The sequence below is a fragment of the Xanthomonas sp. NCPPB 1068 genome (assembly GCF_041479385.2).
Taxonomy (GTDB): Bacteria; Pseudomonadota; Gammaproteobacteria; order Xanthomonadales; family Xanthomonadaceae; genus Xanthomonas; species Xanthomonas cannabis.
This window is the reverse complement of sequence record NZ_CM192986.1, coordinates 1,673,259-1,693,860: the sequence shown is the minus strand read 5'-3', so window position 1 is coordinate 1,693,860 and position 20,602 is coordinate 1,673,259. Positions and strand designations below refer to the sequence as shown.

Sequence of the window (20,602 nt, the reverse complement as noted above, 5' to 3'; positions counted from 1 at the left end):
GCTTTACATGACCGATCTGACCCGCCCCACCTTCCACGGCTTCGAACAGCTGCCGCTGCGCGAGTACGCCGAACGCGCCTATCTCGACTATTCGATGTACGTGGTGCTCGACCGCGCCCTGCCATTCCTGGGCGATGGCCTGAAGCCGGTGCAGCGGCGCATCATCTTCGCCATGAGCGAGCTGGGCCTGAATGCCGCCGCCAAGCCGAAGAAATCCGCGCGCACCGTGGGCGATGTGATTGGTAAGTACCACCCGCATGGCGACAGCGCCTGCTACGAGGCACTGGTGCTGATGGCCCAGCCGTTCTCGTACCGTTACCCGCTGATCGAAGGTCAGGGCAACTTCGGCTCGACCGACGACCCCAAGTCGTTCGCGGCGATGCGCTACACCGAATCCAAGCTGACCCCGATCGCCGAGGTGCTGCTGGGCGAAATCAGCCAGGGCACCGCCGATTGGGCAGCCAACTTCGACGGCACCCTGGAAGAACCCACCTGGCTGCCGGCCCGCCTGCCGCACCTGCTGCTCAATGGCACCACCGGCATCGCCGTCGGCATGGCCACCGACGTGCCGCCGCACAGCCTCAACGAGATCGTGAGCGCGCTGCTGCGCCTGCTCGACGACCCCGATGCCACGGTCGCCGACTTGTGCGAGCACGTGCTGGGCCCAGACTACCCGACCACCGCCGAGATCATCACCCCGGCTGCGGACCTGCGGAACATCTACGAGACCGGCCACGGCAGCGTGCGCGCACGTGCCACCTACAAGAAAGAGCACGCCAACATCGTCATCGACGCGCTGCCGTACCAGGTGTCGCCGTCCAAGGTGATCGAACAGATCGCCCAGCAGATGCGCGCCAAGAAGCTGCCATGGCTGGAGGACATCCGCGACGAATCCGACCACACCAGTCCGGTGCGGGTGGTGCTGGTGCCGCGCTCCAATCGCGTGGATGCCGAGCAGCTGATGGGCCACCTGTTCGTCACCACCGATCTGGAACGCAGCTATCGCGTCAACCTCAACGTGATCGGCCTGGATGGCCGTCCGCAGGTCAAGAACCTCAAGCACCTGCTGAGCGAATGGCTGACCTTCCGCAGCGACACGGTCACCCGCCGCCTCAACCATCGCCTGCAAAAGGTCGAGCGCCGTCTGCACCTGTTGGAAGGTCTGTTGATCGCCTTCCTCAACCTGGACGAAGTGATCCGCATCGTCCGCAGCGAAGACGAACCCAAGCCGGTGCTGATCGCGCGCTTCGCGCTGAGCGAGGAACAGGCCGAATACATCCTGGAAACCAAGCTGCGCCAGCTGGCGCGCCTGGAAGAAATGAAGATCCGCGGTGAGCAGGAAGCCCTCGCCAAGGAACGCGCGCAGATCATGGCCATCCTGGACAGCAAGCCCAAGCTGAAGAAGCTGATCAAGGACGAGCTCACCGCCGATGCCAAGAAGTTCGGCGATGCGCGCCGTTCGCCGCTGGTGCAGCGCGGCGCCGCGCAGGCCATCGACGAAACCGAGATGGTCGCCAGCGAACCGATGACCGTGGTGCTGTCGGAAAAGGGCTGGGTGCGCGCCGCCAAGGGCCACGAGGTCGATCCGGCCGGCATGTCGTATCGCGAAGGCGATGGCCTGCGGGCGGCGGTGCGCAGCCGCAGCACCCACCAGGTGGCGTTCCTGGATTCCGATGGCCGCGCCTATTCCACCGCCGTGCACACCCTGCCCTCCGCGCGTGGCAATGGCGAACCGCTGACCGGGCGCTTCTCGCCGGCCTCCGGCGCCGCGTTCCAGGTCATAGCCAGTGCCGACAACGCCACCCGCTTCGTGCTGGCGTCCTCGCACGGCTACGGTTTCGTCACCCGCTTTGAAAACCTCACCGGCCGCAACAAGGCCGGCAAGGCGATGCTCAACCTCACCGCCGGCTCGCACGTGCTGACGCCGGCGCAGGTGAGCAACCCGCAGACCGACCGGATTGTCGCGGTGACCAGCGCCGGCAACCTGCTGGCGGTGCCGGCGACCGAGGTGCCCGAGCTGGACAAGGGCAAGGGCAACAAGATCATCGAGATCCCCAAGGCCAAGCTCGGTACCGAGCGTGTAGTGGCGGTGGTGGCGGTCGCTCCGGGCAATACCCTGCTGGTGCGCAGCGGCGCCCGCACCATGAGCCTGTCGTTCAAGGATCTGGACACGTATGTGGGTGCGCGCGCGAGCCGTGGGGCGTTGTTGCCGCGTGGGTGGCAGAAGGTGGATGGGTTGGAAGTGCAGTAACGGGTGTTCACCCATCCGGCGCGCAGCGGCGCGGATGGAACCGCGGTCGCCTCAGGCGACCGAGGCGCGGGTTCGAAGTGCAGTAACGGGGGTTCACCCATCCGGCGCGCAGCGGCGTGACTGGAACTGCGGTCGCCTCAGGCTACTGAGGCGCAGTTGGAAGTGCAGTAACGCGGCTTCGCCATATGCCTGCGCAGCGGTGCGATCGGCGCCGCTGCGTTGGCTGATCGAGCTGCGTCAGCTGTAGTGCCAACGCTGGAATCGACACATCAATCGAGCGGCGCGCGCTGGCGCGACGACCACTGCGCATGCCGCGCAAGGACACGACGCCTCCATGGACACAGATTTCTGGTTGCAACGCTGGCAGCACGGACAGATCGGCTTCCACCAGCAGGAGGTCATGCCCCTGCTGCGCAAGCACTGGCCCAAGCTGCAGGTGCCCACCGACACCCGCGTACTGGTGCCGCTATGCGGCAAGACGATGGACATGCACTGGCTGGCCGCACAAGGCCATCGCGTGCTGGGCGTGGAATTGTCGCCGCTGGCGGTGATGCAGTTTTTCGACGAAGCCGGCCTGCAACCGCAGCGTCGCATCAGCGCTGCCGGCGAGCATTTCGTCGCCGGTCCCATCGAGATCATTTGCGGCGATGCATTTGCCCTGGAGGCGAGCCTGCTCGCCGACTGCGGGGCGGTGTACGACCGCGCAGCGCTGGTCGCGTTACCGGAGGACCTGCGTCAACGCTATCTGGATACGACGTACGCGCGCCTGCCGGCAGACTGCCGCGGCCTGCTGATCACGCTGGAGTATCCGCAAGCCGAGAAAGCCGGCCCGCCGTTTTCGGTGGACGCCGCGCAGGTACACGCGTTGCTGGACACCAACTGGCAGGTGGAAGTGCTGGAACGGCGCGACATCCTCGATCAGGAGCCGCGCTTTCGCGCCGATGGCGTCACCGCACTGTCCACCGTCGTCTATCGCCTGCAACGCGGCTGATGGCGGCCTGCCAGGCACGCGCCTGGCCGCATCACACGCTGGCTGCTGCGCGCGGCCTTGCACCGCGCGTTCATGCAGCCGTGGCCATCAACCGGCCACAGGGCCCTTGTCGATCTTCGAGGTCTGGTACAACTCCAGGCCGATCCGCTTGATCAGGCCGAGCTGCTGCTCCAGCCACCAGGCATGGTCTTCTTCGGTGTCCTGCAGCTGCTTGAGCAGCACGTCGCGGCTGACATAGTCGCCGTGCTCTTCGCACAGCTTCATGCCGGCAGCCAATGCTGCGCGCACTTCGTATTCGACGATCAGATCGCGCTCGAGCATTTCCACCACCGTCTTGCCCGGCGCAAACTCGGCCGGTCGCATGTCCGGGTCGCCTTCCAGGAACAGGATGCGCCGCAGCAACGCATCGGCGTGCTCGGTTTCCTCTTCCATTTCATGATTGATGCGCTCGTACAGCGCCATCAGGCCCTGATCCTCGTAGCGACGCGAGTGCAGGAAATACTGGTCGCGTGCCGCCAGTTCGCCGCGTAGCAGCTGTTTGAGGTATTCGACGACTTCGGGATGGCCTTTCATGCTGTGCTCCAGTGACGCAATGCGCGCATGGTGCCCTAAGCCGGCGGGCAATGATCTAATCGGAATCACTTTCAGTTGCGCTTGCGGCCAGACCCATCGCGGTCATGCGCCGCAGGCACACTCGACAATGGCGACCAGATCGACGGTGCATGCCGCAAGACGGGCGCGGCCGGCCTGCGGATCGGCGATCCCCGCGCTGCGCAGCCCGCCGCCACCGCATCGCGGCCTGTCAGCAATCCACACTCAGGGACATGAAAATGCGCAAATGGTTGGGCCGGCTGACACTGGCAATCGTGGTACTGGCCCTGGCAGCCGGCGTGGTCCTGTATCTGCTGCTGCGCGGCAGCCTGCCACAGCTGGATGGCGACACCGCTCTGGCCGGGCTGCACGCGCCAGTGCGCGTCCAGCGCGACCGGAACGGCGTGGTCACGCTGGATGCCGCCAGCCAGATCGATGCGATGCGCGCGCTCGGCTACGTGCATGCTCAGGAGCGCTATTTCGAGATGGACCTGATGCGCCGTGCGCCCGCCGGCGAGCTGTCGGAGTTGTTCGGCGCCAAGGCGGTGGACCTGGACAAGCGCAACCGCGTCCACCGGCTGCGCACACGCGTGCAGGCCAGTCTGCAGATTGCAGCCGGCAGCGAGCGTGCCGCGCTGCAGGCATATACCGACGGTGTGAACGCGGGGCTGGCCGCGCTGCCGGTGCGCCCCTGGCCGTACCTGCTGCTGCGCCAGACGCCGCGTGCCTGGACCCTGGAGGATTCGATCCTGACCGGCATGGCGATGTACGCCGACCTGCAGGACAGCGACAACCAGACCGAACTGGCCGCCGCGCGTCTGCGCGCGGTGCTGCCACCGGCACTGGCGGCCTTGCTCGATCACCAGGGTTCCAGCTGGGATGCGCCGCTGTCCGGCCCCGCACAGGGCGATGCGGTGCTGCCGGATGCGGGGACGCTGGATCTGCGCCGCCTGCCGCATCCAGCCGCCGCACCGCAGGCCGAGCAGCCCACCCCGGGCAGCAACAATTTTGCAGTCGATGGCCGCCTGACCGCCGACGGCCGCGCCATCGTGGCCGACGACATGCACCTGGGCCTGCGCGCCCCCAACATCTGGTTCCGCGCGCGGCTGCGCTACTCCGACACGGCCGCAGCCGATGGCAAGGTGGATGTCACCGGCTTCACCCTGCCCGGTCTGCCGGCGGTGGTGGTCGGCAGCAATGGCCACGTGGCCTGGGCCTTCACCAACAGCTACATCGACACCGCCGACTTCGCGCGTATCGCACCGGCGACGCCGGATCACCCGCAGGCACTGACGACGCATGTCGAAACGATCCGCGTCGCCGGCGCGGCACCGGTGCGCTTTGAGGTGCGCGAAGCGGCATGGGGGCCGATCCTGCACGAAAATGCAGATGGCAGCGTGCTGGCGCTGCGCTGGGCCGCGCAGTTGCCCGGCGCCATCCGCCTGGACTTTGCGCAGATGAGCCGCGCACGCGACCTGCAGGACGCCTTCGCGGTAGCGGACCGCTCCGGCATTCCCGCGCAGAACCTGGTGGTCGCCGACCGCAGCGGGCGCATCGGCTGGCGACTGATCGGCGCGCGCCCTGCACGCAACCCCGGCTGCACCCCGACCGGCATCGCCGACCTTGCAGCCTCGCCACAGACCGCCCCGCCAGCACCGGCCACCACGCCGCCGGCCGCTTGCACACCGTGGCCGCTGCGCAGCGACGCAGCGCCCGCGCTGATCGACCCGCCCTCGCATCGGCTCTGGACCGCCAACAGCCGGGTTGTCGACGCGCAGCAACTGGCCACGCTGGGCAATGCCGGCTACGACCTGGGCGCACGTGCCCAGCAGATCCGCGACGCCCTGTTCGCCAGGCAGCGCTTCACCGAGCGCGATCTGCTGGCGATCCAGCTGGACGATCGCGCGGTGTTGCTGACACGTTGGTGGCAGGTGCTGCGCGGCGTGGTCGCGCACAGCAACGACCCGGCCTTGCAGCAAGTCGAAGTGGCAACGCGGCGGTGGAGTGGCCATGCCTCCACCGATTCGGCCAGCTACCGCATCGTGCGCGAGTTCCGCAGCAACACCATCGCTGCGGTGGAAGCCGGCCTGCTTGCCCCCGGGAAAGCTGCGCTTGGCAATGAGTTTCTGCCGCTGCGTCGCGCGCAACTGGAAGGCGTCGTGTGGCCGCTTCTGCAACAGCGCCCGGTGCATCTGCTGCCACCAAGCTATGCGAGCTGGGACCAGTTGCTTGGCGACGCTGCCCGTAGCGCGCAGCGTGAGCTGGCCGCACAGGCAGCGCCCGGCGAACCACTGGGCAAGCGCACCTGGGGCGAGCGCAACACCGCTGCCATCTGCCATCCAATCGCCCGCGCGTTGCCGGCGCTGGCCAGCCGCTGGCTGTGCATGCCACCGGACCAGCTGCCGGGCGACCGCGACATGCCACGCGTGCAAGGCCCGGCTTTCGGCGCCTCCGAGCGCATGGTGGTCTCTCCCGGGCACGAACAGGACGGCATCGTGCACATGCCCGGCGGCCAGAGCGGCCACCCGCTGTCACCGTTCTGGGGCGCGGGCCACGACGATTGGGTGCATGGACGACCCACACCTTTTCTACCCACTGCCACGCGCTACACGCTGCAATTGCGTCCGCAGTAAAAGCGGCAGCAACGCTGCTGCATAGCGGCTACGGAAAAACAACAAGAACCATCGGCTATCGCCGCCATGCGGAAGCCCCTCTCCCCCGATGCAAAGCCCCTCTCCCGGCGGGAGAGGGGTTGGAGTGAGGGTACGGGCTTCATCCCTATGGATCAGCCAGAGCCGAGGCGAGTCCCGCAACCGGCAGCATCCAGCGGCACTGCACCCTCATCCGCCCTTCGGGCACCTTCTCCCGGCGGGAGAAGGGAAGCGGGCATGGCCGCCATGTTCTGAAGCCGCTCCCCGGCGAGGCGTCTTCTGCCTTCTGCCTTCTGCCTTCTGCCTTCTGCCTTCGCAGCTCGCAGCTCGCAGCTCGCGTGACTGCATCCGCACACGCACACGCACACAAGCAAATCACACAACCACACGTTTCGCTCCTCCGCAGCGACCTCTGCAATTGGCCAATCACATCGTGCTAAGATGCATTTGATAACCATTCCCATTTAGTCACCAATGCGCCCCACGCTCCTTGTCACCGCGCTCACCGCTGCGCTCGCCCTGCCTGCCCTGCCTGCTTTCGCTCAACACAGCACCCCTCCGGCCTTGACCGAGCTGGATGGCGTGAATGTCGTCGGCCGCGCGCAGACCCTCTACAAATCCGACGACGCCGCCGTGGCCACGCGGACCGATACACCGCTGGCACTGGTGCCGCAATCGGTGCAGGTCCTGCCGCGCGAGTTGATCGACGACCAGGCCGCCCGTCAGATCACCGATCTGTATCGCAGCATCAGCGGCATCAGTTTCTTCAGCTATGCCGGCGTGACATTGCGCGGTTTCCGCCAGGAAAACGTGCTCTACGACGGACTGCGCGGCGACCCGTACGCCGGCTTCTCGGTGCCGCAGCTGTTCAACATCGAACGCGTGGAAGTGCTCAAGGGTCCGGCGGGCGCGCTGTATGGCGGCGGCGAGCCGGGCGGCGTCATCAACTATGTCACCCGCAAGCCGGCGCATCAGGCACAGCGCCGGATCGAGTTGCAGGTGGGCAATCAGTCCTTCGGCGCGGCCTCGTTCGAAGCCACAGGCCCCGCGCGCGCCGACGGCCGCATCCGCTACCGCGTTGGCGCCTATGCCGATGGCGAGGACGGCTTTCGCTGGAACACCGACAGTCAAAGCCAGATCGGTGATGCGTCGGTGGCCTTCGATATCGGCGACACCGGCGAACTCACCCTGCAGTACACCGACATCACCCAGAACCTGGGCGGCAACCGCCTGCGCGGGGTGCCGGTGGATGACGACGGCAACTTCCTCACCGACCGCCGCTGGAACCACAACGAGCCCACCGACTTTCTCGACATGCGCGCCAAGGTGGCGTTCGCGCAGTACCGGTTTGCGCCGTCCAGCGCGTGGGACGTGGACATGGCGGTGCGCTGGTTCAAGAACGACGAACATCAGATCTATCACGAGCCGATGGGCCTGATCGACCGCGATCGCGACGGTACGGCCGAGTGGATGACGCGCCAGTTGCGCAACCAGTACCGCGACAACGATGCGATTTCCAGCAACGTCAACGCGGTGTTCCGCACCAGCACCGGCGCGATCGAGCACAAGCTGCTGATGGGCGCCGATTACTACCGTCTGGATGCCGATTTCCGTGCACAGACCGCCAACACCGCCGATACCGGGCGCGTGCGCGGGCCAGTGCCGGGTATCGATCTGTTCAACCCGGAGTACGGGCGCAGCGGCTTCTACGACTACGGGCTGGACACACTGCCCTGGCGCGCCACCAGCACGCGCAGCCAGCGTTATGGCGCATATCTGCAGGACGAGCTCACGCTGACGCCGCGCTGGCATGCAATGGCCGGCGTGCGCTGGGACGGCTTCAAGGACGACAACCTGCTGGACGATTCGCGCGTCACCGGCAACGACCTCAGCTGGCGCGTGGGCAGCACCGTCGTGCTGCGCGATGGCGTCAATGCCTACGCCAGTTATGCCAGCGGTTTCCTGCCGCAGGATGCGGCCAATCAGGATGCCAGCGTGGGCGGGCCATTCGATCCGGAACGCAGCACGCAGTGGGAGCTTGGCCTGAAAACCGCGCTCAACGATGGTGGGTTGACCCTCAACACCGCGCTGTATCGCATCGAACGCAGCAACATCGTGCAGGCCAATGGTGCCGTCGTCGATGGGGTCAATCAGCTGTCTGCACTCGGACTGGTGCGCAGCGAAGGGCTGGAGGTGGACCTGCTGGCCGACCTCACCGAGCGCTGGGTGCTCAACCTCACCTATGCGTACAACGATGCACGCGTGCTGGACGCGGGGACCAATGGCATCACCAATGCCTCCGGCGATCGCTTCGCCAATGCGCCACGCAACACCTTCGGGCTATGGACCCGCTACGACCTGCCGGCATGGCGCTCGGCGGTCGCGTTCGGCGCCGACTACGTGGGCGAGCGGGTCAGCCTCGAAGGCCAGCGGGTCAAACCGTACGCCATCTACGACATCAGCTGGCAGACGCAGTGGGACGCATGGAAGCTGCAGATCAACGTCAAGAACCTGTTCGACAAGGTGTACGCGGTGAGCGGTTTCAATGCGCGCGGCGGCCACTTCCCGGGCGAGCCGCGACGCATCTACGCGCAACTGGCCTACAGCTTCTGATCGCCGCTTGCAGTGGTGCGCACTCCTGCATGCGTGCGGAGTGCGGAGTGTGGATCCTGTAATTCAGCCCGCGCCATCGCCATCGCTGCCACGCGTCTGCGTGTGGCGATGGCAACTGTGCAACAACGCACGGTTGCGGCGGTGGCGATGGCCGCGCAATGAACCTGCGCCGAATCGCGCGGGCATGCATGGGCTGGAACTTAACGTTCGGTGCGACACACTAGAGGCCGTCGCGATCGGTAGAGAGCTACCGCACATCGCCCTCCTCCCCTCACTGACCGGAATCCGCATGCCTCAGCTTGCCCGCTCCGTTTCCGCCCTGTTGCCCCTGCTGTTCTCGGCCGCCTGTTCGGCCGCGCCACCAGCCACTCCGGGCCCACCTGCCGCGCCGGTGGCCAGTTGCACCGCCAAGGTGAAGCCGGGGCAGGATCTGCAAAAAGCCATCGACAAACTGCCGCTGGGCGACACGCCGGCCGTGCTGTGCCTGGAAAAAGGCGAATTTCCGCTCAACGGGCTGGTGTCGATCCATCGTGGCAACCTGACCCTGCGCGGCAAGGGTCCGGGCACGGTGCTGCGCATGGCCGACGGCGTGCAACAGCCTGTGCTGGTGGTAGGCGACTACGAAAACCAGCAGCCCACCGGGGTGATCCGCAACGTCAGCATCGAAGACATGCAGATCGTGGCCAGCACCGGCGACAAGGAGTTCATGCCCGAGCGCCCGTACCTGAGCAACAGCGCGGTGGTGGTGCGCTCCGGCCAGGGCATCCGGCTCGCCGGTCTGCAGGTCAACAAGTGCCGCAGCGCCTGCCTGCTGAGCGAGTACGACACCCGCGAGATCACCATCGAAAACAACGATGTCTCCGGCGCCATCTGGGATGGCGTGTCGTTCAACCGCACAGCCAAGGTGACCATGGTCAACAACTACATCCACGACAACGTGGCTGCAGGCCTGACCACCGAGCATCTGGAAGACAGCGAGATCCGCAACAACCGCTTCGAGCGCAATGGCAGCCAGGGCATCTACCTGTCCGATGCACGGCGCAACCGCTTCAGCAACAACCAGTTCGACGGCAACAAGGTCGCCGGCGTATTCCTGGCCTGCGCCATCCGCTATCGCACGCCGGAAATCCTGTGCTGGGACAACAGCATGAGCCAGGACAACGTGTTCGAGAACAACCGCTTCTCCAATACGCCGTTCACCTACACCATCGGCGTGGACCGCGCGGCCAATTGCACGGCGGCCGACTTCAAGCCCAACCTGTGGCGCAACAACCAGGCCGATGTGGCCGGCGTGGATATCGAGCCGCAGCGATACGGTTATTGCGTGCGCCACGAGCAATAAGACAAGGCGGCCGGCCGCGCGTTGGCGCGTGCCGGCCGCTGCAAGCCCACTGCCTCAGGAGGCCAGCGCCTGTGCGTGCACGCCTGCGATCGCCCGGCCGGATGGGTCGGCCATTGCGGCAAAACTCGCATCCCAGGCAATCGCGGTGGGCGACGAGCAGGCAATCGACTTGCCGCCGGGCACCGTCTCCGCCGCCGCCTGGCTCGGGAAGAACTGCTCGAACACACTGCGATAGAAATACGCTTCCTTGGTCTGCGGCGGATTGACCGGGAAACGCTTGCCGGCCGCAGCCAGTTCGCGGTCGCTGACGTGCGAGGCGGCATGCTCCTTGAGCCCGTCGATCCAGCCGTAGCCGACGCCGTCGCTGAATTGCTCCTTCTGCCGCCACAGGATCGATTCGGGCAGATAGCCGGCAAAGGCCTCGCGCAACACGCCCTTTTCCATGCGCGTGGCGCCCGTGCTGGTCTTGTCGATCATCTTGAAGCTGGCGTCCATGCGCATGGCCACATCCAGGAACTCGCGGTCCAGGAACGGCACCCGCGGCTCCACGCCCCAGGCCATCATCGACTTGTTGGCACGCAGGCAATCGTAGTTGTTCAGCGCATCGAGTTTGCGCACCAGTTCTTCGTGGAACTCGCGCGCATTGGGTGCCTTGTGGAAATACAGGTAGCCACCGAAGATTTCGTCGCTGCCTTCGCCCGACAGCACCATCTTGACGCCCATCGCCTTGATCCGCCGCGCCAGCAGGAACATCGGCGTCGATGCCCGGATGGTGGTGACGTCGTAGGTCTCGATATGGCGAATCACTTCCGGCAGCGCATCCAGCCCTTCTTCGAAGGTGTATTCGAAGCCGTGGTGCACGGTGCCCAGCGCCGACGCAGCGACTTCTGCGGCGGCAAGATCGGGCGACCCCTTCAAGCCGATCGCAAACGAATGCAGCCGCGGCCACCATGCTTCGGTGGTGTCGTTTTCTTCGATGCGGTGGCGTGCATAACGCGCAGCCACGGCTGCGACCAATGACGAGTCCAGTCCGCCGGACAGCAGCACACCGTACGGCACATCGGTCATCAGCTGGCGGTGCACGGCACGCTCGAAGGCTTCGCGCAATTCCTGCAGCTGCACCTGCACGCCTTCCACTTCAGCGTATTCGCGCCAGGCACGCTCGTAGTAACGGCTCAGTTCGCCGGTGGCGCTGTCGTACCAGTGCCCCGGCGGAAATTGCGCGGCGTCGGCGCACTCGTCCACCAGCGACTTCAGTTCCGACGCCACCCGCAGGCGACCCTCGCGATCGTGGCCCCAGTACAGCGGCACCACTCCGATCGGATCACGCGCAATGATCACGCGGCCGGCGGCCTTGTCCCACAACGCAAACGCAAAGATGCCGTTGAGGCGATTGAGATAGGACGCAGGCGCATCTTCGCGATACAGCGCATTGATCACTTCGCAATCGGAGCCGGTCTGGAATGCGTAGGCCTGCTGCAGTTCCTGCTTGATTTCGCGATGGTTGTAGATTTCACCATTCACCGCCAACACCAGTTGCCCATCTTCGGAAAGCAACGGCTGTGCGCCACCGGCCGGGTCGACGATGGCCAGGCGCTCGTGCACCAGGATCGCACCGCCATCGACATACACGCCGCTCCAGTCGGGGCCACGATGGCGCTGACGCTGCGAACATTCCAGAGCCTGCCGGCGTAGCGCCTGCAGATCGTCACCGGGTTGCAGCCCGAAAATACCGAAGATGGAACACATGGAAAACTCCTGATGAACTGCGGGATTGGTGGCCGGTGGACACGCGTGCTGCACGAAATGACACCCATAAAAAAACCCGCATCGGCCGATGCGGGTTTTCTGATTCCTGGGCGTTTGGGTGAACTTCGCCTAGTCGCAGACCCGCATCGGCCGCGCACGATTATTCGCGCGCAGCGTGTTGCGGTTGGCGTTATTGACGTTGGCGAGGTGGATGACCATGGCGTCGACGCTAACCGTTCGTTTTCGCTGGCGCAACTGTTTCAGCGGCAACGACGGTCCGACGCCGACACCTCATGCGCTCAACAAGCGCTCGATCAGCGTGCGATACAACGCAGGCAAGGCTTCCAGGTCGGCCACGCGGACGTGCTCGTCCACCTGATGGATGGACGCGTTCACCGGGCCGACTTCGATGCATTGCGCGCCCAGCGGCGCGATGAAGCGCGCGTCGGAGGTACCGCCGCCGGTGCTCTCTTCCGGCGGCGCACCGGCGAACTCGCCCAGCACCGCGCGCGCGACGCTGCGCAGGCGGCCTTCCGGGGTGTAGAACGGTTCGCCGCTGCGATGCCACTGCAGCGTGTAATCCAGCGCATGCCGATCCAGCGATGCAGTGATCTCCGCTTCCAGGCGCGGCGCGTCCCAGTGCGGGGTGTAGCGCAGGTTGAAGGCCATTTGCAGCTCGCCGGGGATCACGTTGTTGGCACCGGTGCCGGCGTGGATGTTGGAGAGTTGCAGGCTGGTCGGCGGGAAGCTTTCAAAGCCGTCGTCCCACTGCCGCGCCACTAGTTCGGCCAGCGCAGGTGCGGCCTGGTGGATCGGGTTGCGCGCTTTGTGCGGATATGCCACATGCCCCTGGATACCGCGCACGCTCAACATGCCGGACAAACTGCCGCGCCGGCCCACGCGCAGCAGATCGCCCAATCGCTCGGTGGACGACGGTTCGCCGGTGATGCACCAATCGATCTGCTGGCCGCGCTCGGCGAACAGCCGTGCGACATGGCGCACGCCGTCGATGGCATCGCCCTCTTCATCGGACGTCAGCAACACTGCCAGCGTGCCGGGATGCCCGGGATGGGCGGCAACGAACTGCTCTGCGGCGATTGCAAATGCCGCGACGCTGCCTTTCATGTCCGCCGCGCCACGGCCGTACAGCACGCCGTCACGGATCTGCGGCGCGAACGGATCACTGGTCCATGCGTCGCGCGGGCCCGGCGGCACCACATCGGTATGGCCGAGCAGCACCAGCACCGGCGCGCCGCTGCCATGCGTGGCCCACAGGTTGTCGACCTCGCCCAGGCGCAGGTGCTCGCAGGCGAATCCGGCCGCGCCCAGGCGCCGCGCAATCAGTGCCTGACATCCGGCATCCACCGGCGTTACCGAGGCACGTGCAATGAGGTCACAGGTCAGGTCCAGCACATCGCTCATGAAACGTCACCGCAGTGGAGCCGCATCAGCGGCGTTGATGGAATGGAGCGGATTTGCATCGATCGGTGTGGTTCGATCGCGGTCGCAGTCGCGGGGTCGGAATACCTTGCTGCCGGGAGCCATGCCCACGCCACCTCGACCGGCTTGCCGAGCGATGGACGGATGAGCGAACAGGCGATCGCCGAACCAATGGCAGCAACGACACCAGCGGCAGCGCGCTCCGGCCTCGCCGTAGGAACCGCAGTCGCTCAGCCGATGCCGAACCGCTTCTTGAAGCCGTTATCGGAGAAGCCCTGACTCAACTCGCCGTCGTCGGTCATCACCAGCGGGCGGCGGATCAGCTGCGGGTATTCGCGCAGCAGCAGCTTCCACTCCGCATCCGAACCGGGCGTCTTCTTGTTGTCGGGCAACTGCCGCCAGGTGGTGGAGGACTTGTTGATCAAGGCCTCGAATCCACCCGCCTTGCCTGCCCATCCCAGCAGCGTCTCCGGCGACGGCGTGTTGTCCCGGTAGTCCACAAACGTATAGGCGACATTGAAGCGGTCCAGCCACTTGGTGGCCTTCTTGCAGGTGTCGCAGTTTTTCAATCCGTAGAGCGTCGTCATCTGTATCCCGGAAAATCGGCCTATAACGCCCCTCTCCCACCGGGAGAGGGTTGGGGTGAGGGTACGGGTGAAGCCCCGTACAGAACGCGCATCAGGCTTCGCTCGTACCCTCATCCGGCGCTTCGCGCCACCTTCTCCCGGTGGGAGAAGGGAAGCAAGCGTCCAGCGCGCGAGCAACTCGCAGGCCTCCTCCCGATGCACGATGGATCAATCCGCCAGCCCGCGCAGCAATTCATTCACGCTGGTCTTGCTCCGCGTTTTCGCATCCACCTGCTTGACGATTACCGCGCAGTACAACGAATGCGAGCCGTCCTTGGACGGCAGCTGGCCGGACACCACCACGCTGTACGGCGGCACGTAGCCGTAGGAAATCTCGCCGGTGGCACGATTGTAGATGCGCGTGCTCTGGCTGATGAACACGCCCATGCCGATCACGCTGTGATGGCCGATGACCACGCCTTCCACCACTTCCGAGCGCGCACCGATGAAGCAGTGATCTTCGATGATGGTGGGGCTGGCCTGCAGCGGTTCGAGCACGCCGCCGATGCCGGCGCCGCCGGACAGATGGCAGTGCGCGCCGATCTGCGCGCACGACCCCACCGTGGCCCAGGTATCGACCATGGTGCCTTCGCCCACGTAGGCGCCGATGTTGGTGAAGCTCGGCATCAGCACCACGTCCTTGCCGAAATAGCTTCCGCGACGCGCCACGGCACCCGGCACCACGCGCACGCCGGCCTTGCGGAAGTCGGCTTCGTGGAAATCGGCAAAACGCGATTCCACCTTGTCCCAGAACGGCGCCGGCTGCGCATCGATCACCGCCATCTCGTTGACGCGGAAATACAGCAGCACGGCTTTCTTCAACCACTCGTTGACCGTCCAGCCGCCCTGCCCGTCCGGCTCGGCAACGCGGAATTCGCCGCTTTCCAGTCCGTCGATCACACGCGTGACGATCGCACGCGTGGAGCCCTCGATCTCGTCCACCGTCAGGCTGGCGCGGCGCTCGAAGGCGCTTTCGATACCGAGCTTCAATTCGTCCTTGCTCACATGCGCTGTTGCGCGCTGTACGACCTGCTCGGCGATCGGCAACTTCTTGGCTGCTGCGGCCTTCCTGGCGGCCGGTGCCGAGACCACGCGGGTGGCCTGCTTGGCCACACGCGCAGCACTGGCAACTTTCTTTGCCGGCGCTTTCTTAGCAACGGCCGTCTTGGCATCGCGCCTGGCGGCGGCGCTTGCCGGCGGCTTGGCGCTGGCCGCCGCAGCGGCCTTGGCGGGTTTGCCGGCAGGCGTGGCTGCACGCTTGCTGGCGGTGGTGGCGGCGCCGGGCTTGCGCGTGGTCTTCTTGGGGGTGGCCATGGGGGTCTCCGGACGGACTAGGCGGGATCGAGACAGGCGCACAGCGCATCGCGCAGCGCCTGCCGGGCGGATTCGGACAACGGGCGATCGTGCTCGTCGGTGATCTGGAACTGATCTTCGGCACGCTCGCCAAACGTGGCGATACGCGCGTCGTGCACGCGCAGGTGCTGGATGCGCAGGACGTGCGCGACATCGGCCAGCAGGCCGGGGCGATCGGGGGCGACCAGACTGATGCGGGTGCGCCGGCCGCCGGCACTTTCGCTGAATTCCACGCGCGGGGCAAAACGGAAATGCCGCAACTGGCGCGGCACTGCGCGCCGCGATGGGCGCACTTTCTGCAGATCGCCGGCAAGCACCTGGCGCAGCACCGCAGCAAGCCGCTGCGGGTCGCCGTCGGCAAAACTCTCCTGCGGCAGCACTTCGAACACGTCGAAGATCGCATCGTGCGGTGCGTCCAGCACGCGGGCGCGGTGGATGCCATAGCCCTTGCGGTCCAGCGTGGCCACGATCGCCGCAAACAGGCCATCGCGGTCGGGCGAATACACGAACACTTCCAGCGCGTCGTTGTCCGGCACCGCACGGCGCGCCTTGACCAGGGTCTGGCCGATCTCCACTTCGATCAGCGATGCGGCCTGCCAGGCCAGTTGCTCGGGGCGGAAGCGCAGGAAGTTTTCGTCCGGCATGCCGGCAAACTGGCGGTCGATGGTGGCATCGTCGTGCCCTTGCGCCTGCATCAGCGCGCGCGCGGAGTCGCGCGCTTCGCGCAGACGCTCCTCGCGCGGCGGCGGATGCTCCAGGCCTTCGCGCAAGGCGCGGCGCGCCGCAAAGTACAGGTCTGCCAGCAGCCGGTCCTTCCACGCATTCCACAGCTTGGGGCTGGTGCCGGCGATGTCGGCACAGGTCAACAGGTACAGATAATCCAGCCGCTCACGCGTCCCCACCAGCGTGGCGAAGCGATGGATCACCTCCGGGTCGGAGATGTCCTGTTTTTGCGCGGTGACCGACATGCGCAGGTGTTGCTCCACCAGCCAGGTCACCAGCTCGGTATCGCCTTCGCTCAGGCGATGTGCCAGGCAGAACGCACGTGCGTCGACCGCGCCCAGTTCGGAATGATCGCCGCCCCGGCCCTTGGCAATGTCATGGAACAGGCCGGCCAGCAACAGCAGCTCGGGCTTGCGCAGGCGCGGCCAGACTTCGTGGGTGATCGAAAAACGCTCATCGGCACGGCCGGCCGCAAACAGCGCGATGTTCCGCAGCACCATCAAGGTGTGCTGATCCACCGTGTAGACATGGAACAGGTCGAACTGCATGCGCCCGGAGACGCTGGCAAACGCCGGAATCCACTGCCCGAGCACGCCCAGCCGCGCCATGCGATTGAGCGTTTCCACCGCGCGCGGGCCACGCAGCAGCGCCATGAAACGCTCGCGTGCCGTCGCATCGGCCACGTCGTAGGCCGGCAGCTCGTGCAGGACCTCGGCCAGCGCACGCGCGGTCAACGAATGCAGCCCGCGCACCTCGCGATGCGCCGCCCATTGCGCAAACAGCGCAAAGATCTGCAGCACGTCGCCATCCGGCCAGGTCTCTGCATCGGCGGCAAGATAGCCACGGCGCAGGCTGAACCCGCCGCCGATCGGCTCCGGCACCGCTTCGCCATCGAACTGTTCTTCGAAGCGCTGCAGCAGCCGGTCGCTGATGCGGCGGATCAGCGCCGCGCTGCGGTAGAAGCGCTGCATCATCTTTTCGACGCCCAGGCTTTCCGGGTCGTCGGCAAATCCCAGCCGCTGCGCCAGGGTCTTCTGGTAATCGAAACGCAGGCGTTCTTCGGGCCGGTTGGCGACGATATGCAGGCCAAAGCGCAGCCGCGCCAGTTCCTCGCGCTCGCGCCGCAGCGCCGCCGCTTCGTCCAGGCCCACATGCCCCAGCCCGACCAGCGCGTCCAGATCCTTCACTCCGAACGCGCGCAACGCCATCCAGCCCAGGGTCTGCAGGTCGCGCAGACCGCCCGGGCCATCCTTGATGTCGGGTTCGAGGTTGTCGGCGGTATCGCCGAAGCGCTCGTGCCGTGCCAGCAGCTCCTCGCGCTTGGCCTGGAAGAAATCGCGTGGCGACCACACCTGTTGCGGCGCGATGGCCGCTGCCAGCGCCGCGCGCGCCGCGCCATCGGCCACCAGTGCGCGCGATTCGATCAGCGCGGTAAGCACGGTCTGATCGACCGCTGCAGCCGTGCACTGCGCAGGCGAGCGCACCGCATGACTGATCGGCAGGCCCACATCCCACAACAGCGCGAACAGTCGCGCCAGCGCCTGCTCGTGGTCTTGCTGCGCAGCGGTGTCGCCCAGCACCAGTACATCCACGTCCGAGCGCGGGAACAACTCACCGCGCCCGTAGCCGCCGACCGCGTGCAGCGACAGGCCACTGTCGGCTGGAATGCAGCGCGTCCAGGCATTGCGCATCAGTTGATCGACTGCGCGTGCGCGCAGCGCCACCAGCCGCTCGATCGGCTCGCCCTGATCGAAGCGTTTGCACAGCCGCATGTCGGCGTGCACCAACAGCGGACGGGCCTGCGCGGCCCAGTCCGCGTCGCCGGCGACGCCCGGGTCGGGTCGATCCGCCGGCGTGGCCGTCATACCGGCGCGGGAGAGTTGGCCGACAGCGTCAGCACATCCACGCCGTCCTCGGTCACCGCCACCATGTGCTCCCACTGCGCGGACAGCTTGCGGTCCTTGGTGACCACGGTCCAGCCATCGGGCAAGGTCTTATGGTGGTAGGTGCCTTCGTTGATCATCGGCTCGATGGTGAAGGTCATGCCCGGCTTGAGCACCAGTCCTTCGCCCGGACGGCCGTAATGCATCACCTGCGGTTCGTCGTGGTAGACCTTGCCGATGCCATGGCCGCAATAGTCGCGCACCACGCTGAAGCGCTCGGCCTCGGCAAACTTCTGGATCGCATGGCCCACATCGCCCAGCGTCGCACCCGGCTTGACCGCGCGGATGCCGCGCCACATGGCTTCGTACGTGGTGTCCACCAGGCGCTTGGCCATCACCGAGGGAGTGCCCACGTAGTACATGCGGCTGGTGTCGCCATGCCAGCCGTCCTTGATGACGGTGACATCGATATTGACGATGTCGCCATCCTTCAGGACCTTGGCCGCGCTCGGGATGCCGTGACAGATCACGTTGTTGACCGAGGTGCACACGCTCTTCGGGAAGCCGCGATAGCCGACATTGGCAGGAATGGTTCCCTGCACATTGACGATATGGTCATGGCAGATGCGGTCCAGCTCGGCCGTGGTGACGCCCGGCTTGACGTGCGGGCCCACGATATCGAGCACCTCGGCGGCCAGACGGCCGGCGATACGCATCAGTTCGATTTCTTCTTTGGTTTTCAGATTGACGCTCATGGCCCGGATTATCGCCGATACGGGCTGAATCTGAACGACCCATGCGCGGCTTTTTTCAAGTCGCATTGCCGTCGCACAAACGGACGGGGCAACAGAAAACCGCCGCCACCCGCCCATTCATGTGTGACGCAGTCCCGGACGCGTCAACGTTGGCGTGAACGGAGTCATCCGCAGGACATCGCATATTTGTCAGATTGGCCTTTGAAAACAGCTGGATAGCCGGCGCAATCGCCGTTATGTTTGGCACAGCTGATGCATTGCAGGGAGGGCGACATGTTGTCGCGTCACTGCTGACCCAACCGGTCAAGGAAATGTCCATGCGTACTGTCCGCCCTGTCCTGCTGTCCCTCGGCCTGCTCTCGACCATCGGTATGGCGACTGCTGCAGACACCACCACCTTCAACGTCAAGATCGCCGTGACCAAGGCCTGCACAATCACGGCCGCCTCTGCCACGGATGTCGACTTCGGCTCGGTGCTGTCCACCTCGACCGCCAATGTCGACGCCAATGGCAGCGTGACCGCCCAGTGCACCGCACTGACCCCCTACAACATCGCGCTGAGCGCAGGCAGCAACGCCGGCACCGCCAATGACGTGACCACCCGCCGGATGAAGAACGCCGACCCGCTGGTGACCACCAACAACTTCATTTCCTACCAGCTCTACCAGGACCTGGCGCGCAGCACGGTGTGGGGCAGCACCACCGGCACCAACACCCTGAGCCGGACCGCCACCGGCCTCAACCAGGTCTATCCGGTCTACGGCCGCGTGACCAATCCGTCGGTGGCCAATGCCGCCACCGGTAGTTACCTGGACACGATCACCGCCACGATCGTCTATTGAGACCACGCATGCCCTTGCCTCCCCTGCGGTTTCCTGTGCGCGCACGGCTGGTCCTGACTGGACTGGCCCTGAGCCTGTTGCTGGGCAGTGCCTGGACGCTGCCCGCCACGCACGCGGCCAGCCTGCAGCTGGCCCCGACCTCGCTGACCCTGAGCGCCGAACAGAGCGCCGATGGGCTGTGGCTGAGCAATAGTGGCGGCGCGCCGGTACAGGTGCAGACCCGCGCCTACCGCTGGACCCAGCGCGAGGGCCAGGACCAGCTCGCCCCGACCCAGGAGCTGCTGATCAGCCCCCCGATGCGCACCCTGGCCGCCGGCGAGCGCCAGTTGATCCGGGTGATCCGTGCCGGGCCCGCACCCGGCAGCCAGGAAGCCTGCTACCGCATCATCGTCGACGAACTACCCAGCGCCGATGCCGACCGCAAGGGCATGCAGTTCGTGCTGCGCTACTCGGTGCCGATCTTCGTGCTGCCGCCCGGCAAGGCCGCGCCCACCCCGACCCTGAGCGCGCAGGTAGTGGCCGGCAGCGACGGCACTGCGCAGATCCAGATCAGCAATACCGGCAGCGGGCATGCACAGATCGCCGATCTGCAGCACCGGGTCGACGGCGCCACCAAGACCGCCTTGAACGGGCTGGTCGGCTATGTGCTGCCGGGGCAGACCATGCGCTGGTCGCTGGGTGCACCGCTGGCCCAGTTCGCCCGCGGCGCCATCATCGCAAGGATCAATGGTGAGGCTGACGAACGTACCCTGTTGGCCGCGCCGACGGCGCCGTGATGCGGCCCGGCTGGCG

The 20,602-nt window shown here is 66.0% G+C and carries 15 protein-coding genes; 7 read left to right on the top strand and 8 right to left on the bottom strand.

The window, feature by feature from the left end:
* Nucleotides 1-7 precede the first annotated feature (7 nt).
* Entirely contained in the window at nucleotides 8-2,251 is a 2,244-nt protein-coding gene (parC, locus tag ACCQ12_RS07275; RefSeq protein WP_372383274.1) for a DNA topoisomerase IV subunit A, read from the top strand.
* 334 nt (nucleotides 2,252-2,585) lie between these two features.
* Nucleotides 2,586-3,242, top strand: a complete 657-nt coding sequence (locus ACCQ12_RS07270; RefSeq protein WP_372383273.1) for a thiopurine S-methyltransferase — start codon at nucleotides 2,586-2,588, stop codon at nucleotides 3,240-3,242.
* Between the two features lie 87 nt (nucleotides 3,243-3,329).
* Here ACCQ12_RS07270 and bfr read toward each other — a convergent pair whose 3' ends face one another.
* A complete protein-coding gene (bfr, locus tag ACCQ12_RS07265) occupies nucleotides 3,330-3,815 on the bottom strand; it encodes a bacterioferritin (protein WP_372383272.1) in 486 nt (161 codons plus the stop codon).
* 257 nt (nucleotides 3,816-4,072) lie between these two features.
* Between bfr and ACCQ12_RS07260 the strand changes: the two genes are divergently transcribed.
* The 3 genes from ACCQ12_RS07260 (at nucleotide 4,073) to hpaM (ending at nucleotide 10,439) form a co-directional block, all read left to right on the top strand.
* Complete coding sequence (locus ACCQ12_RS07260; RefSeq protein ID WP_372383271.1) at nucleotides 4,073-6,466, top strand: penicillin acylase family protein; 2,394 nt, start codon at nucleotides 4,073-4,075, stop codon at nucleotides 6,464-6,466.
* A gap of 492 nt (nucleotides 6,467-6,958) precedes the next feature.
* Entirely contained in the window at nucleotides 6,959-9,097 is a 2,139-nt protein-coding gene (locus ACCQ12_RS07255) for a TonB-dependent siderophore receptor (RefSeq protein ID WP_372383270.1), read from the top strand.
* Between the two features lie 289 nt (nucleotides 9,098-9,386).
* Nucleotides 9,387-10,439, top strand: a complete 1,053-nt coding sequence (gene hpaM / locus ACCQ12_RS07250) for a type III secretion-associated outer membrane-bound protein HpaM (RefSeq protein WP_184374068.1) — start codon at nucleotides 9,387-9,389, stop codon at nucleotides 10,437-10,439.
* Between the two features lie 54 nt (nucleotides 10,440-10,493).
* Here the strand turns inward: hpaM and asnB are convergent, their stop codons facing one another.
* The 7 genes from asnB to map all read right to left on the bottom strand — a co-directional run bounded on the left by asnB (nucleotide 10,494) and on the right by map (nucleotide 18,968).
* On the bottom strand, nucleotides 10,494-12,188 hold the full coding sequence (gene asnB / locus ACCQ12_RS07245; RefSeq protein WP_372383269.1) for an asparagine synthase B: 1,695 nt from the start codon (nucleotides 12,186-12,188) through the stop codon (nucleotides 10,494-10,496).
* A gap of 129 nt (nucleotides 12,189-12,317) precedes the next feature.
* Nucleotides 12,318-12,458 (bottom strand): hypothetical protein, encoded by a 141-nt coding sequence (locus tag ACCQ12_RS07240; RefSeq protein WP_158255441.1) that lies wholly within the window; start codon nucleotides 12,456-12,458, stop codon nucleotides 12,318-12,320.
* 21 nt (nucleotides 12,459-12,479) lie between these two features.
* The gene (gene dapE / locus ACCQ12_RS07235; RefSeq protein WP_372383268.1) at nucleotides 12,480-13,610 is read right to left on the bottom strand and encodes a succinyl-diaminopimelate desuccinylase; all 1,131 of its coding nucleotides are present in this window, start codon (nucleotides 13,608-13,610) and stop codon (nucleotides 12,480-12,482) included.
* Between the two features lie 248 nt (nucleotides 13,611-13,858).
* The gene (locus tag ACCQ12_RS07230) at nucleotides 13,859-14,215 is read right to left on the bottom strand and encodes an arsenate reductase (protein WP_372383267.1); all 357 of its coding nucleotides are present in this window, start codon (nucleotides 14,213-14,215) and stop codon (nucleotides 13,859-13,861) included.
* A 207-nt stretch (nucleotides 14,216-14,422) separates the two neighbouring features.
* Nucleotides 14,423-15,568, bottom strand: coding sequence for a 2,3,4,5-tetrahydropyridine-2,6-dicarboxylate N-succinyltransferase (dapD, locus tag ACCQ12_RS07225; RefSeq protein WP_372383266.1), 1,146 nt, complete (start codon nucleotides 15,566-15,568; stop codon nucleotides 14,423-14,425).
* Between the two features lie 17 nt (nucleotides 15,569-15,585).
* On the bottom strand, nucleotides 15,586-18,195 hold the full coding sequence (locus tag ACCQ12_RS07220) for a [protein-PII] uridylyltransferase (protein ID WP_166751387.1): 2,610 nt from the start codon (nucleotides 18,193-18,195) through the stop codon (nucleotides 15,586-15,588).
* The gene (gene map / locus ACCQ12_RS07215; RefSeq protein ID WP_039410342.1) at nucleotides 18,192-18,968 is read right to left on the bottom strand and encodes a type I methionyl aminopeptidase; all 777 of its coding nucleotides are present in this window, start codon (nucleotides 18,966-18,968) and stop codon (nucleotides 18,192-18,194) included. The genes ACCQ12_RS07220 and map overlap by 4 nt, the downstream gene beginning before the upstream one ends.
* Before the next feature lie 317 nt (nucleotides 18,969-19,285).
* On the opposite strand from map, the gene ACCQ12_RS07210 reads away from it, so the two are divergent.
* Both ACCQ12_RS07210 and ACCQ12_RS07205 read left to right on the top strand, forming a co-directional pair.
* Nucleotides 19,286-19,810, top strand: coding sequence for a Csu type fimbrial protein (locus ACCQ12_RS07210; RefSeq protein ID WP_449367374.1), 525 nt, complete (start codon nucleotides 19,286-19,288; stop codon nucleotides 19,808-19,810).
* A gap of 8 nt (nucleotides 19,811-19,818) precedes the next feature.
* A complete protein-coding gene (locus ACCQ12_RS07205; RefSeq protein WP_372383265.1) occupies nucleotides 19,819-20,586 on the top strand; it encodes a fimbrial biogenesis chaperone in 768 nt (255 codons plus the stop codon).
* Nucleotides 20,587-20,602: the final 16 nt, after the last annotated feature.

Excerpts from the sequence above, each read along its gene's own strand:
- ACCQ12_RS07255 (WP_372383270.1), top strand. The coding sequence starts at position 6,959 with ATGCGCCCCACGCTCCTTGTCACCGCGCTCACCGCTGCGCTCGCCCTG.
- ACCQ12_RS07260 (WP_372383271.1), top strand. The coding sequence starts at position 4,073 with ATGCGCAAATGGTTGGGCCGGCTGACACTGGCAATCGTGGTACTGGCC.
- dapD (WP_372383266.1), bottom strand. The coding sequence starts at position 15,568 with ATGGCCACCCCCAAGAAGACCACGCGCAAGCCCGGCGCCGCCACCACC.
- ACCQ12_RS07230 (WP_372383267.1), bottom strand. The coding sequence starts at position 14,215 with ATGACGACGCTCTACGGATTGAAAAACTGCGACACCTGCAAGAAGGCC.
- hpaM (WP_184374068.1), top strand. The coding sequence starts at position 9,387 with ATGCCTCAGCTTGCCCGCTCCGTTTCCGCCCTGTTGCCCCTGCTGTTC.
- ACCQ12_RS07205 (WP_372383265.1), top strand. The coding sequence starts at position 19,819 with ATGCCCTTGCCTCCCCTGCGGTTTCCTGTGCGCGCACGGCTGGTCCTG.
- ACCQ12_RS07210 (WP_449367374.1), top strand. The coding sequence starts at position 19,286 with ATGCGTACTGTCCGCCCTGTCCTGCTGTCCCTCGGCCTGCTCTCGACC.
- asnB (WP_372383269.1), bottom strand. The coding sequence starts at position 12,188 with ATGTGTTCCATCTTCGGTATTTTCGGGCTGCAACCCGGTGACGATCTG.
- dapE (WP_372383268.1), bottom strand. The coding sequence starts at position 13,610 with ATGAGCGATGTGCTGGACCTGACCTGTGACCTCATTGCACGTGCCTCG.
- ACCQ12_RS07220 (WP_166751387.1), bottom strand. The coding sequence starts at position 18,195 with ATGACGGCCACGCCGGCGGATCGACCCGACCCGGGCGTCGCCGGCGAC.
- bfr (WP_372383272.1), bottom strand. The coding sequence starts at position 3,815 with ATGAAAGGCCATCCCGAAGTCGTCGAATACCTCAAACAGCTGCTACGC.
- ACCQ12_RS07270 (WP_372383273.1), top strand. The coding sequence starts at position 2,586 with ATGGACACAGATTTCTGGTTGCAACGCTGGCAGCACGGACAGATCGGC.
- map (WP_039410342.1), bottom strand. The coding sequence starts at position 18,968 with ATGAGCGTCAATCTGAAAACCAAAGAAGAAATCGAACTGATGCGTATC.
- parC (WP_372383274.1), top strand. The coding sequence starts at position 8 with ATGACCGATCTGACCCGCCCCACCTTCCACGGCTTCGAACAGCTGCCG.